Annotated in this window: 9 protein-coding genes; 7 read left to right on the forward strand and 2 right to left on the reverse strand. The window is 60.8% G+C overall.

Features of this window, described 5'->3' with window-relative positions:
- The first annotated feature begins 129 nt into the window (after positions 1-129).
- Both ACKVY0_RS03370 and ACKVY0_RS03375 read left to right on the forward strand, forming a co-directional pair.
- A complete protein-coding gene (locus ACKVY0_RS03370) occupies positions 130-2,883 on the forward strand; it encodes a phosphoenolpyruvate carboxylase (RefSeq protein WP_409213380.1) in 2,754 nt (917 codons plus the stop codon).
- 49 nt (positions 2,884-2,932) lie between these two features.
- Positions 2,933-3,586, forward strand: a complete 654-nt coding sequence (locus ACKVY0_RS03375; protein ID WP_409213381.1) for a Uma2 family endonuclease — start codon at positions 2,933-2,935, stop codon at positions 3,584-3,586.
- Position 3,587: 1 nt separating this feature from the next.
- On the opposite strand, the gene ACKVY0_RS03380 is transcribed toward ACKVY0_RS03375, so the two are convergent.
- Positions 3,588-4,427, reverse strand: a complete 840-nt coding sequence (locus tag ACKVY0_RS03380; RefSeq protein WP_409213382.1) for an AraC family transcriptional regulator — start codon at positions 4,425-4,427, stop codon at positions 3,588-3,590.
- A complete protein-coding gene (locus ACKVY0_RS03385; RefSeq protein WP_409213383.1) occupies positions 4,424-5,539 on the reverse strand; it encodes a hypothetical protein in 1,116 nt (371 codons plus the stop codon). The genes ACKVY0_RS03380 and ACKVY0_RS03385 overlap by 4 nt, the downstream gene beginning before the upstream one ends.
- Positions 5,540-5,649: 110 nt before the next feature.
- Between ACKVY0_RS03385 and ACKVY0_RS03390 the strand changes: the two genes are divergently transcribed.
- The 5 genes from ACKVY0_RS03390 to ACKVY0_RS03410 all read left to right on the forward strand — a co-directional run bounded on the left by ACKVY0_RS03390 (position 5,650) and on the right by ACKVY0_RS03410 (position 14,737).
- Entirely contained in the window at positions 5,650-9,789 is a 4,140-nt protein-coding gene (locus ACKVY0_RS03390; protein ID WP_409213384.1) for a PVC-type heme-binding CxxCH protein, read from the forward strand.
- A gap of 159 nt (positions 9,790-9,948) precedes the next feature.
- Positions 9,949-11,157, forward strand: coding sequence for a nucleoside monophosphate kinase (locus ACKVY0_RS03395; protein WP_409213385.1), 1,209 nt, complete (start codon positions 9,949-9,951; stop codon positions 11,155-11,157).
- Positions 11,158-11,334: 177 nt separating this feature from the next.
- Positions 11,335-11,937, forward strand: a complete 603-nt coding sequence (locus ACKVY0_RS03400; protein WP_409213386.1) for an MFS transporter — start codon at positions 11,335-11,337, stop codon at positions 11,935-11,937.
- A 19-nt stretch (positions 11,938-11,956) separates the two neighbouring features.
- Positions 11,957-13,975, forward strand: a complete 2,019-nt coding sequence (locus tag ACKVY0_RS03405) for a prolyl oligopeptidase family serine peptidase (RefSeq protein ID WP_409213387.1) — start codon at positions 11,957-11,959, stop codon at positions 13,973-13,975.
- A 3-nt stretch (positions 13,976-13,978) separates the two neighbouring features.
- Positions 13,979-14,737 carry a formylglycine-generating enzyme family protein gene (locus ACKVY0_RS03410; RefSeq protein ID WP_409213388.1) on the forward strand — a complete coding sequence of 253 codons (759 nt, stop codon included), beginning with the start codon at positions 13,979-13,981 and terminating at the stop codon, positions 14,735-14,737.
- Positions 14,738-14,814 lie beyond the last annotated feature (77 nt).

Genomic DNA, 14,814 nt, shown 5'->3' on the forward strand with positions numbered 1-14,814 from the left:
TGCCACTTGATCTTTCTACCGTCCTTCGGCATTCGACATTCGCCCGTCTGCAACGCTTCGTGTAACAATGCGTGCAGGTCATTCCCCAATCAGGCATCCTTCCTGCTTTGCAAGTCGTCCCATCCAGCCATGTCCGAAACACCGCCACCCAATCTCCGCCACCACGGCTTCCAGCTTCTCGAAGACGACCTGCATTACCTCATGGAGGCCTTTGCCAAGGTGCTGCGACAGCTTGGGGAGCCGGAACTGGCCGACTGCCTGCCCTGGGTCGGCACCGGCGTGCCGCAGCAAACGAATCGCTCCCTCGGTCAGGCCTACTCCATCGCGTTTCAGCTTCTCAACGTCGTCGAGGAACGCGCCGCCTCGCAGATTCGCCGTTTGCGCGAGAAAAAGAGCGGTCCTGAGGCCGAGAAGGGCCTGTGGGCGGACAATTTGAAGCAACTGCGCACCCTTGGCCTCAACGAGGCCGACATCCTGGCCGCGCTGCGCGATGTCTGCGTCGAGCCCGTGCTCACCGCGCATCCCACCGAGGCGAAACGCGAAACCGTGCGCGAACTGCACCGCGAAATCTACAGCCTCATGAACCGCCATGAGAACCCGGCCTACACGCCGCGTGAGCAGGCGCGGTTGCAAAGCCAGCTTCAGACCCAGCTCGAAAATCTCTGGCGCACTGGCGAGATCCACGTCACCCGCCCCAGCATCGAAGCCGAGCTGCAAAACGCGCTGCATTACCTGCGCGATGTGTTTCCCGAGGCGCTCACCCGTGCCCACACCCATCTGCGCGAAGCCTGGCAGGCCGCAGGTTACGACGTGACGGAGATCGACTCCCTGCCGCCGCTGATCCGCTTTGGTTCCTGGATCGGTGGCGACCGCGACGGGCATCCCTTCGTCACCGCCGATGTCACACGTCATGCCTTGCAGGTCATGCGCAAGAACGCCCTGCGCGTGCAACGCCGTGCGCTCGAAGCCCTCGCCTTCCATCTGCCGCTCAGCTCGCTGTTCCAGATCACCCCGCCGCATCTCACGGAGTTGATTGCCACCCTCACGGCACAGCTAAAAAACGAGCCGAGCATCGATCTCGCCTACATTCTGGAGCGCAACAAAGAGGAGCCATGGCGTGCCGCCGTTTACCTCATGCGCGCGAAGGTGATGCTGGCCATCGAGAAACCCGCCTCACCCGCTGCCTATGTGCAGCCGAGTGAACTGCGGGCTGACATCGACGCCCTCGCGCAAACCTTGCTCGATGTCGGCTCCAAGGCCGTCGTCGAAGAACAAATCGTTCCCTTCCGTCGCAACCTCACCGCCTTCGGTTTTCACTCCGCCGTGCTCGACGTGCGGCAGAACTCCGCTTTCCACGAGAAAGCACTCGATCAACTTCTGCGTGCCGCCGGTCTGCTGGACGGCGGTTCCTTCATGAGTTGGTCCATCGAGCAAAAACGTGCGCTGCTCGACCGCGAACTCGCCTCCCCACGTCCCTTCCTCGCCCCTGGCATCTCCGCCGGCCCCGAAGCTGACACCGTGCTCGATTGCTTCCGCGTGCTGGCTGATCACCGCGCCCAGTATGGCAACGCTGGCCTCGGTTCGCTCATCATCTCGATGACCCGCTGCGTCGAAGACATGCTCGTCGTCTATGTGCTCGCCCGTGAGGCCGGACTCATGACCTGGAGCGCTGAAGGTCTCGTCTGTCCGCTGCCCGTCGTGCCGTTGTTTGAAACCATGGGCGATCTCGAATCCGGCCCCGGCATCGTCGAAGCCTTCCTCTCGCATCCCGTCGCCAAACGCAGCCTCGCCGCGCAAAGCAACGGCGGCACGCCCGTGTTTCAAATGATGGTCGGCTACTCCGACTCCAACAAGGACTGCGGCATCGTCGCGAGCCAGTGCGCCCTGCATCGTGCGCAGCGTGAGCTGTCCACCACCATCCACCGCCATGGCGTGCGTCCCATCTTCTTCCACGGCCGTGGCGGCACCGTCGGACGCGGTGCCGGCCCCACGCATTGGTTCATGGAAGCGCTGCCGCATGGCTCTCTCAGCGGCGGCATGCGCATGACCGAGCAGGGCGAGACCATCGCACAAAAATACGCCCACATCGGCTCCGCCGTTTACAACACCGAGCTGCTCATGGCCTCCACCACCGCAGCGACGGCGCGTCATCGCAACACCGAATCCCGTGCGCATCCCGCGCTTGATGCGCTCTTCGACACCCTCGCCTCCACCAGCCGCGACGCGTATCGCGCCTTCCTGCAAGCGCCGGACTTCATGAAGTTCTATCGTCAGGCCACGCCGATCGATGCACTGGAAAACTCACGCATCGGCTCACGTCCCGCCCGCCGCACCGGCCAGGCCTCGCTCGACGATCTGCGCGCCATTCCCTGGGTCTTTTCGTGGACGCAATCACGCTTCTACCTTCCTGGCTGGTTCGGCGCTGGCAGTGCCCTGCAAAAACTCAAGACCGACGATCCCAAGAGCTACGCCACGCTCGCCGCCGCCATTCCCGGCTCTGCGTTCCTGCGCTACGTCCTCACCAACATCGAAAGCTCCCTCGTCAGCGCGAACACCGGCCTCATGCGTGCCTACGCCGCTCTCGTGGAGGACACCGCCGTGCGTGGTCGCTTCCTCGGCACCATCCTCACCGAATACGAGACCACCAGAGGCATCATCGACGACCTGTTCCAAGGCACCTTCGAAGAACGCCGCCCGCGTCTCGCCTACACGCTGAACATTCGCGAAGAACCGCTCAAAGTGTTGCACCACCAGCAGATCGCGTTGCTTCGCGACTGGCGTGCCCTCGCCGCCGCCGGCAAAACCGAAGCCGCCGACGCGATGGTCTCCGACCTGCTGATCTCCATCAACGCCATCGCTTCGGGATTGCGGACGACGGGTTGAATCAGATGGCCGCGTGACAAGCCTGAGCAGCGTATTATAATCCGTGATCATGATCGCCGATTATCCAGCCTTGCTCGAAGACCCGTCGCTCCCCGAGGTCGTCAGCAACCTTCAGAAGCAGCTCAAGACTGAGCGCCAGCTCCGCCTGAAGTTCTATGAAGAAATCACGCCCGACATGAAGGCGGAGTTCATCAACGGCCAGGTCATCATGCACTCGCCCGCCACCGCCATTCATACCATGATTCGCATGCGTGTGACCAACCTGCTGAACAACTACGTGGACACACGCGGACTCGGCATGGTGTTCGATGAAAAGACCCTCTGCACCTTCCCGCGCAACGACTATGAGCCTGATGTCGTTTTTTTTGGCAGCAAGAAGTCCGCCACCATTCGCCCGGACACCATGCAGTTCCCGCCGCCTGACTTTGCCTGCGAGGTTCTCTCTCCCAGCACCGCCAGCCGTGATCGCGGGGTTAAATTTCGCGATTATCAGGCCCACGGCGTGCAGGAATACTGGATCATCGACCCCACCACGAAAACGCTGGAGCAATACGTCCTCACCAAATCCAAGAGCTACGAACTCCGCCTCAAATCGCGCACCGGTGAAGTCGAATGCGTTGCGATCAAAGGATTAGTCCTGCCCATCCGAGCCCTCTTTGACGCCAAACATCACCGCACCGCGATGCGCGGCATGCTTGGCTGATTCACGCTCTCCCGCGATACTCTCCCGGTGCCACGCCAACCCAGCGCTTGAACACGCGCGAAAAAATCGCCCCATTCGCGTAGCCCACATTGGCGGCGACGACCTCCAGCTTGTCGTTCTCCGTTTCCAGGAAGCGACGTGCCTGCTCCATGCGCAAACACGTCAGGTGTTGCATCGGACTGCGGCCCAGTTCTTTCAAACACAGCCGCCGCAGATGCTCCGGGCTGCAATGACTGCGATGTGCCAGCTCCGCCAGCGTCCAGTCCCGCATCAAATCCTGCTCCACATCGGCCCACAGCTTCGCCACACGCGGTTCCTGCCGCCACCACGGCTGCGCGATTCGGCGGATCGTTGCATGCAGCAGCTCCAGCCAGTGATGAATCAACCGCGCCTCACGCTCACCCTCCCACTCGGCCCGCAGGCCGGTCATGATGCGCACGATCTCGTCCGCATGCGCCGTCGGCATCACTGGCGATGCCGCACCGACCACCGGCGTCACAAAACTCGGCTCATCGTAACGCACCCACGCAAAACACCAGCGCTCACGGCTCTTGGCATAAAATGCATTCAACACTCGCGGCGGTGCGAGGCACACCATACCCGGCTTCACCCGCTGCCAGCGCCCATCCAGCATGATCTCCCCTTCCCCGCTCACGCATGCCAGCACAAAACTGCCCTCCGGCTTCATCCGCACCCTTCGATACGGCGGCAGCGCTTCATCCATGCCCAGCTTCGCAATGCGATGCGTCGTCATCTCCACACACTCCCGCGCCTCCACCACCCAGCGCCGCGTGCGCGGGCCGTCGATGGTGGTTTCGATCAGTTCGTCAGTCGCGCTCATGGATTCACCTTCATCAAATCGCCGTCTGTGCCGATGTTGTCCGGCTGATCGTTCTTCAGCAAGCCCTTCACATCACCTTCATCGTTGTATTGCCAGATGCGCACGCGGTCGAAACTCACGCGCGACACCTTCCACGGTGCCGGACCCGCCCAATCCGGCAGCCACACGCCCAGACTGAGCTGCGCCGCGATACAGGGCACGAACTTGGTGTTCTCGCCGACGAACTTCCCATCGATCCAATGCTTTGCGATGAGGCCCTGATGCGCCGCGTAGCGATTCGGGCCGAGTTTTTTCAACGGATTGCCCCAGTAACTCCCAAACGGCACTTTCAAATCGCGCACCCACCAGCGGCCTTCATGCTCGATGACCTGATCGTCGCGCAATTCCTTCATCTCAACGAGCGTCGTGCGCCACTCCGCCGTGTAAGTATGAAATTTCCCATCCGCCACCTGCACCGGGAACACCCGGCTGTCCGTCTGCTTGTGCAGGAAGGTGTTGTAGAGGCCGTGATCAAAGCCCCCCTTCTTCCCCAGCTCCGGGAAATCGAGTTCCGACCAGTAAAACGCATTCCCGCGTCCCCACTCCTGCAAGTAAGGCTGATACAGCGGATTCTCCGCCACATAACCATCCGCCAGCTCCGGCTTCACGTGCGTATTCCATCCCGCATAAACCCAGATCGCCGGGATCGTGCCGATGGGCCGCGTCGGATCATCCGGCCCGCCGTCCATCTTATCCGTGCCGCCCACACGCATCGAAACTTCAAATCGCCCCGAAGCAAAGAACGCCTTGCTCACGATCACGCCGCCAACGCGATCCCCACGATTCCACAACCCCTTCACCGGCCCGTCGTAGCGTTCTCCATGAGCCTCACACACCAAAACGTGCCGCGTCTTGCCCGCAACATCACGTTCCTCCTCGATCCGCACATTCTCCGGCACCACACCATGATGCCCGTTGCCCCAGTGCCGACGCATCACATACCACTGCTTCAAATCAATGCCGTGTGACCAGTCCTCATCGAGCGCGAGTTCCGCACCTTCTTTTAAGAGTGGCAGTTCTGCCAGCAAGCTGGCCGCTGTGAGCAGCAGGATCGTTCCGATTCGCCAATTCATGCCATCCACATAACCGCAGCCGCCAGCGCTGTCACGCACAGGTGCATTTCGGGCATGACACCGTGCATGCCATCCTGCTAGGCTCATTCCTTCCAACCGTTAATTCAACCATGCGCCCATCCTTACTATTCCTCGCACTCATCGCATCCACCGCACTTCACGCGGAACCCGTCGCCATCTTCGACGGCAAAACGCTCGAAAACTGGGACTTTGATCCCGCCATGTGGCGTGTGGAGGACGGCCTCATCACCGGCGGCTCCACGACGGAGAAGATCAAGAAGAACGACTTCATCAGCACGAAGAAGTCGTATCAAAACTTCGAGCTGAAGCTCAAAATCAAAGTCAGCGGCGATCCGAAGACGGGCTTGCTGAATAGCGGCATCCAAATCCGCAGCGTGCGGGCCGATGGCGGCGCGATGAGCGGTTACCAGATCGATTGCGGCGCGGGTTGGTTCGGCAAAATCTACGACGAGCACCGCCGCAACAAGGTCATCTGGGCACCCACGCCAGAGCAGCAGGCCGCGCTCGACAAGGCCATCGATGTCTTCGGCTGGAACGAATACCGCATCCGCGCCGAGGGGCCGCGCATCCAGACCTGGATCAACGGCGTCCTCTGCATCGACTACACCGAAACCGACCCCAACATCGCGCTCGACGGCCACATCGCCCCGCAGGTGCACAGCGGCGGCGTTTGTCTCGTGCAGGTCAAAGACGTGACGATTGAGGAACTGCCCGCCACACCCGGAATCCCGACTTGGGAAAAAGTCGGCCACCCCAAGCCCAAAGCCGCCTTTCAGAACGAAAAGGGCAAAAAACGCGACACCTCCTACAACAATGTGGAAGGCACCGCCAAGAGCGCCGCCGAGCAGCAAAAGCTCTTCCACCTCCCCGACGGCTACGAAATCGAACTTGTCGTGCAGGAGAGCGAAGGCCTCGGCAAATTCGTCAGCGTCTATTTCGACCAACGTGGCCGCCTGTGGACGCAGACCGCGCTCGAGTATCCGGTCGATGCGAATGAAAATCCCGCCGCTGCCGAGGCGGTGTATGCCGGCAAAGGCAAGGACAAGGTGCTCGTCTATCCGCGGGAGTCGGTGAATGGACCGATTCCCGCGGGTGGACTCACCAATCCCACCGTCTTTGCCGACGGTCTCGCCATTCCGCTCGGCATCCTGCCCTGGGGCAATGGCGACACCTGCTACGTCCAGCACGGTCACGATCTCAAACTCTACAAAGACACCAACGGCGACAGCAAGGCCGACACACATGAAGTCATCCTCACCGGCTTCGGCGTGCAGGACTCGCATTTGTTTCCACATCAGTTCACCCGCGCCCCCGGCGGTTGGATCTGGATGGCACAGGGCCTGTTCAACAACAGCAAAGTCCACAAACCCGGCAGCGATGTCGTCGTCGATTACCCCAAGTGCGGCATGGCCCGCTTCCGGCCCGATGGCACCGAGTTTGAAATGACCAGCATCGGCCCCAACAACATCTGGGGCCTCGTCATCACCGGCGAAGGCGAGACCTTCATCCAGGAAGCCAACGACTACGGCTACCCCGTCATGCCCTTCCACGAATACGCCTACTACCCCGGTGGTATGGAGGCCTTGAAGAAGAGCTACCAGCCCGACTTCCCGCCGCAGGCCGACTTCCGCATGGGCGGCACCGGTTTGAGCGGTCTCGCGCTCATCGAGAGCGGCTCGCTCAAAGACAAACAGGCTGCGCACACCATGGCCGTCGCCAATCCCATCACGTCCAAGATTCAAACCATCGCCATGCATCGCGACGGCGCGTATTGGAAGCTCGCCCAGCTCCCCGACCTCATCACCTGCGACGATCCCTTCTTCCGCCCCGTCGCCCTCACCAACGGCCCCGACGGCTGCATCTACATCGTCGATTGGTACAACAAGATCATTTCCCACAACGAAGTGCCGAGAGCGCATCCAGATCGGGATAAGACGCGGGGACGCATCTGGAGGGTGAAGCCAAAAGCCGCGAAGGCCGAAGTGGCTGATTTCACCAAGCTCAGCACCGATGAACTCATCACGTCGCTCGGCAAAGAGCCCGTCGCGAAGGTACATCTGGCCTGGCAGACGCTTCTCGACCGCAAACAGCTCCCGCAGTCCCATTTTGCCGCTCAGGATTATCTCGCCAGCACTCAGTTCGGTCAGATCAGTCAGATCGGTCGGAATCTGTCCGATCAAAACATCTCCACCCTCCTCGCCTTCGCCAAACCCAGCCTCCCCAACGGCCCCACCACCGCATCCTCTCGCGGCCCAAAACAAATCCCCGTGCGCGAGGCCTATGACCGCGAGTTCGAGCTCTTCCTCGTCCGCATGTTCCTGGAGCGTCATCCGGGCATCGTCGCGAAGTTCCTCGACTCCGAAGCCGCGGCGAAACTGCCCGTCGAGGCCCGCGTGCTCGCCTCGCTCGCATTGGAGCCGAAGGCCAGCGCTTCCCGCGTCGCGAAACTGCTCCCACAGCTCGACCGCGCCCCGAATGACGAGGAACTCCTCCGCCTCGCCCAGTTCCCCGCCGAACCTGGTGTCGGCGAGGCTCTCCAAGCACTCCTCACGAACGAAAAATCCCGCGCCGCCGTCGCCGAGAAGCTGCTGGCGCAGCGCACCAAGCTCGATGCCGACCAGATCGCGCCGCTGCTCACTGAAACAGCTCGCAGCATGCTGCGGAGCGTTGATGCGCCCATCCGCAACCTGGCTCTGCAACTCATCGGCGGCTTCCAGCTCACCGCCTTGGAGAACGATCTGGTTCAACCGCTCAAAACCTCCATCGCCATCAGCGGCGGCGACCTCTCGCTCACTCTCGACAGCCAAGGCACGCGCTCAGGCGATCCCAATGACTTTGTCGCCTTACTGCGTGCCTTGAAGGAGCTTCACAGCGATGCGACCGACGTTTTTGTCTCATTGATCAAGATCAGCCCTCCCGTCGTGCGCGATGCCGCACTCGAAGCCCTCGCCGCCTCACGCGCATCCGATGCCGCTACGAAGCTCCTCGTGCTCTACCCCGATCTTCTGCCTGCGCAGCGCCACAACGCGCTCAACGCCCTCTCCAGCAGCAAAACCGGTGCCAAAACCATCGTCACCGCCTTGCTAGACAAAACATTGCCACAGACCGACCTCGACGGCCCCACCGTCGAACGCCTCGCTACCGTGCTTGGCAACGATCCCGCGCTCGAAAAACTTCAGCAGCAACTCGGCGGCATCTTCCGCGAGGTCTTGCTGCTCGACGGCCAGGACACCGCATGGGTCGATTCCAAGATCACGCTCGATGGCCCATTTACCGTCGAGACTTGGGTGCGTCTCGCGCCGAACATCGGCAACGAAGACGACATCCTCGGCGCACCCGGCGGCACAGAGATGAATTTCCATCAATCCAAGTTCCGCGTCTTCGGCGGCCGTGAACTCCACGATGTCTGCGTCGCCACCAAACCGATGACGCCCGACCTGTGGACGCACATCGCCGTGACACGCGACGCCAAAGGCCTTATCCGCATCTACCAAAACGGCGAACTTGACGCCACCAGCACCAAACCTGCACCCGCCAAATGGGAAAACTGCCGCATCGGCTGGAGTGGCCCGAAAGGCGGCACCGAGGGAGCCATGATGGAGTTTCGGGTCTGGAAAACCGCCCGCAGCGCCACGGAGATTCGTGGCGGCTTTGATAGGTCCTATAAGTCGAATGAGACCTATAGGACCTATCCGAAGGCCGGTGACACTTTCGGCAAAGGCGCCCGCATCGCCAAAACCATCGACACTCCGCCGCTGCTTACCGAAGAGCAGGCCAAGGCCCTCGACACCAAATTCGCCAAATTCTCCGCGCTAGCCCCCAAAGGCAACGCCACCAACGGCAAAGTCCTCAGCGCCCTCTGCATGGCCTGCCATCAAATCGGCAACGCGGGCGGTCAAATCGGCCCGAATCTCAGCGGCGCTGGCGCGATGGGCCTGGAGGCCGTGTTGCGCAACATTTTGACCCCCAACGCCGCCATGGAGCCCGGCTACCGCATCTTCCGCGTCGAAATGAAAAACGGCGACCTCATCGACGCCTTCTTCGTCAGCGAGGACAAGGACGCCACCATCATCCGCATGCCCGGATTGCAGGATCGCCGGCTCGACAAGAAAGACATCCGCAGCACCAAGTTCATCCGCCGCAGTTTGATGCCCGAAGGCTTGCTCGACACGCTGCCGGATCAGCAGGTGGCCGATTTGCTCGCGTATCTGATGACGTTGAAAGGCTAACGAGGCACGCGGCAGCGTCCTGGAGTGCTCCAGCCCTCTGGAGCTTTGCGCAGGCCGCCAGACACTCGAAAGCGCCGGAGGACCGGCGCACTCCAAAACGCTGCCGCGCCAAACGGATGCCTATTTGACGGCGTGAGCTTGAGCCGATAACCCTTCCCCATGCAGCCCGCCACGCCAGAACCCGCCCCGAAACCCGCAGCTCCCGCAGACCTGGAAATCAAAGATGCCCAGCTCATCTTCAATCACGTCTGGAAGCAGCTCGAAGCGGACTACGGGCGTGAGAAGCTGCGCTTTCCGAAGGAACTGATCCTGCTCGGCGGCGCTCCAGGTGCTGGCAAAGGCACAAACACGGATTTCATTCGCGAAGTGCGCGGCATCACAGCCGAGCCGATCGTGGTGAGCGCCTTGCTCGACAGTCCTGAAGCGCAGAAGCTCAAGTCCCAGGGCGGCATGGTGGGCGACCGCGAAGTGGTGAGCATTCTCATCCGCAAGCTGCTCGAACCCGATCAGCAGAACGGCGCGATCCTCGACGGCTTCCCGCGCACGAAGGTGCAGGTGGAGTGCTTGAAGATGCTGTTCGACGAGATGATCCGCCTGCGCCGTGATTTTTCCGAAACACCCGAGGCCGCGCATTTCAAGCAGCCCATTTTCCACATCATGGTCCTCTTCGTCGATGAGACTGAGAGCATCGCACGGCAGCTCAAACGCGGGCAGGAAGTCCTCGCGCACAATGAGGAGGTCAGGAGTTCCGGGCTCGGCGAACTCTGGGAAGAGCGTGCCACCGACTTCGACCCCAAACTGGCGCGCAATCGCTACAAGGTCTTCAAAGAGAAGACCTACGACGCGCTGGTCTCGCTGAAGTCGATCTTCCATTACCACTTCATCAATGCCCAGGCACCGCTGGAATTGGTGCAGGACAACATCGTCAAGGAGCTGGAGTATCAAAGCTCACTGGAACTCGATCCGCGCACCTTTGACCAGTTGCGCGATCTGCCGCTGGCCAGCGAGATAGTGCGTCATGCCCGGCAGGATCTCGTGCGCCGGCTGGATGCCTACAAGGTCGAGAAACCGGACCTCATGCAGGCCGTGGTGAAGTTCATCGAGGAGAAGATGATGCCCATCATCGTTCGCCACGCCATCTCCGGCCGTGCGGACATCAATTCCGAAGACAAGCTCTTCCATGACACCGAGGCGCTGGCGATGCTCATCGACATTTTTTCCGAGCGCGGCTACCACGCGACGGCAGATCTTCACCTGATTGAGATCCCGGACCGGTTTGACCTGCAAACCGGCAAGATCGAATGCCGCAAGAAAAAAGTCTTCCGCTTCAGCATCCGCTTCAAGGGCTCGGAGATTCGGCGTGGATAAACGAAAGTAGCCGTCATCGCTCCGCGTGACGAGCCGAGCGCTTTATTGGCACGACCGATCCTCGAACCACGTCCACGCGCCGCTACGGCGCAAGCCCTGTGCTCATCACGCGGAGCGATGATGGCTGCCGTACCGCCGCTTGCGCGGACACACCGCCACCGCTAGTCATGCGCCCTCATGTCCACCATCGTTGTTACCCAAAAGAATGGCGTCGCCTGCATCGGCGCTGACACGCTTAGTTGTCTCGGCTCACTGCGGCAGAAGGCCCAGCATGTCGTCAACAAAACCAAGATCACCAAGATCAGCGACACCTTCATCGGCCTCACCGGCACGTCGGCCAGTCTCGTGGTGATGAACAGCTACTTCGCCAATCCCGAGCGCCCGCGTGATTTTTCCTCATGCGAGGCCATCTTTGAAACCTTGCGGCACGCGCATCACTGGATGAAGGCCGAGTACTTCATGGCCACGATGCCGGACAAAGGCGAGGAATACGAAACAACCCAGTTCTATGGTCTCGCCGCAAATCAGCACGGCATTTTCGCCCTCTACTCGTATCGCTCGGCACAGCAGTTCCACAAGTTCTGGGCCGCCGGCTCGGGCCGCGACTACGCGCTCGGTGCCATGCAGGCCGCGTATGACAAGTGCAAGACGGCGGAAGAAATCGCCCGCATCGGTCTCGAAGCCGCCGCCGAGTTCGACAGCGCCACGGCTGCTCCTTTTGAAATTCACAACGTGCCGCTGCTCGCCGCCGCGAAACCGAAAGCCTCCCGCAAGAAATAGCCCCCTTTCTTCTCCAACCATGAAGCGCCTCTTCCTCACTCTCGTTGCCGTCAGTTCCGCCCTCGCCGACGGCCCCAAGGACAATCAAGCCGCCGACGTGCGCCCCGTGCCGCCTCCAGGCGTCGCAGTGCCCGATGCGGATCATGCGCGACTCACGGAAGGTTTGAAAAAACTTCGCACCGCGATTGATGACGCCGCCAAAGCACAAGCGAAGCACCCGCAGCTTGCCGATCTGCTACCCGACATCGAGATTTACCACAAGGCTGTCGATTGGGCGCTGCGTTACAACGAAGTTCACAAGCTCACCGAGCTGAAAAGCGCGGATGAACTGATCGCCGAAGGCTTGCAGCGTGCCGAGCAGTTCAAAACCGGCCAATCACCGTGGACGAAGCAGAAGGGCCTCGTCGTACGCGGCTATCGCTCGAAGATCGACGGCTCCGTGCAGCCTTACGGCATGGTCATTCCTGACAGCTACGTCGGAGCGCCTGTGCGTCTCGATGCATGGTGTCATGGACGTGGTGAAACGCTGAGCGAACTCGCGTTCCTCGATCAACGCCGCAAACAGATCGGCCAGATCGCCCCCAAGGGTGCGCTCGTGCTGCATCCGTATGGCCGCTACTGCTGCGCGAACAAGTTCGCGGGCGAGATCGATTTGATCGAAGCCATCGACCACGCCACCAAGTTTTACGCCATCGACGAAGACCGCGTCATCGTGCGCGGCTTCAGCATGGGCGGTGCTGCTGCGTGGCAGTTCGCGGTGAATTACGCGGACAAGTGGTGTGCCGCAAATCCAGGCGCAGGCTTCTCCGAAACACCGGAATTCCTCGGCGGCTTCCAAAACGAAGATGTGAGCGGTGCGCCGTGGTATCAGCAGAAGCTCTGGCATTGGTACAACGCGACCGACAACGCCCTGAACCTCGAAAACTGCCCCACCGTGGCCTACAGCGGCGAGATCGACAAACAGAAGCAGGCCGCCGACATCATGGAGCGGACACTGCGTGGTGAGAACGTCGATCTACTGCACATCATCGGTCCACAGACGGGGCACAAGATTCATCCCGACTCACTGATCGAAATCGAGAAGCGCCTTGCGAACATCGCCGCCATCGGCCGTGACCGTGCGCCAAAGGAAGTGCATCTCTCCACCTGGTTCCTGCGCTACAACCGCATGTTCTGGGTCACGGTCGATGCCTTGCAGGAACACTGGGTGCGCGGTCGCATCCACGCACGCATCACCGGCTCATCCGAAGTAACGATCAAGCTGCAAAACATCAGCGCCTTCACGCTCGACATGCCCTCCGGTCATTGCCCGCTGTCGCTGCTCTACAAGCCAACGGTGGTCATCGACGGCCAGGTGCTCGAAGTCACGCGCCCAAAACTCGACCGCTCCTGGCTCGTACATTTTCAACTCAAGGACAGCAAGTGGTCACAGTCGCTCGGCATCGAGGATGCGGATAAGCTGGTGAAGAAGCACGGCCTCGAAGGCCCGATCGACGACGCTTTCATGGACACGTTCCTCTTCGTGAAACCGACGAAAGCAGGCTTCAGCGAGAAAGTCGATGCCTGGGCCAAAGCGGAACTCGAACGCGCGCAGTTTGAATGGCGGCGGCAGTTCCGTGGCGACGCACCGACTAAAGACGATGCCGCCATCAGCGATGCGGACATCGCCGCCAACAACCTCGTGCTCTGGGGCGATCCGCAAAGCAACGCGGTCCTCGCGAAGATCGCCGACAAGCTGCCGATCCAGTGGTCCAAGGACAAACTCATCGCCAACGGCAAGACCTATGACGCCGCGACCAACGCTCCCGTGCTGATCTATCCGAACCCGCTCAATCCGGCGAAGTATGTCGTCATCAACAGCGGCTTCACCTACCGCGAATACGATTACCTCAACAACGCCCGCCAGGTGGCAAAGCTGCCGGACTGGGCCGTGATCGATCTCACCAAACCCAAAACCAGCCAAGCTCCTGGTGGCATCAGTGATGCCGGATTCTTCGGCGAGAGCTGGGAATGGAAACCCGCACCTGCGAAGAAATAAGCCATGAAGCCTGCGTTTCCCATCTTCACGTTGCTGCTGGCGCTAAGCGCGTATGCGCAGACGCCCAAAGTCGAAACAGCATTCACCAACAGCCTGGAGATGCCGTTTGTGCGTGTCGGGAGCATCAACGCACTGGTCTGCCGTTATGAAACGCGGGTGAAGGACTACCAATCCTTCGCCAGCGCGACGAATACCGAATGGAAGAAGCCTGGCTTTCCGCAGACGCCCGATCATCCGGCCATCAATCTAAGTTTCACCGAGGCACAGGCCTTCTGCGAGTGGCTGGGCAAAAAAGAAGGCCGCAAATATCGCCTGCTCACTGACGCTGAATGGAGCGTGCTCGCTGGATTGAAGGAGAACACCGCTGTGGCCCCGAAACAGCAGCCTGCAAGCACCGGCATCTATCACTGGGGCATCGCGCCGCTGTCCAACAGCGTTGGCAACTTCTGCGACGAAGCTTTCGGTAAAAAATATCGCGCCACCTATGACGCTAAATGGCTGGAGATCGACGATGGCTTCGCCGACACCGCGCCCGTCGGCAGTTATCCGGCGGATGTGAACGGCCTCTTCGACTTCGCTGGCAATGTCTGGGAGTGGGTTGATGGCTGGTATGATCCGCCAAACAACACGCTGCGCATCGTACGCGGCGGTGCTTTTCGCACCGGCGGTGAAAAACGTCTCATGGCCTCGTTCCGCGGCCCCGACCCTTACGACATCCATCTCGACAGCGTTGGCTTCCGCATCATGTGCGAGAAGGAATGAGGGTGGTTGATGGTCTTGAGTTGATGGTTGATGGCCTGATACTGACCATCTGCCATCGGTTCATCTCCGCTCTGGCT

It is taken from the genome of Prosthecobacter sp. (assembly GCF_046154365.1).
GTDB lineage: Bacteria > Verrucomicrobiota > Verrucomicrobiia > Verrucomicrobiales > Verrucomicrobiaceae > Prosthecobacter.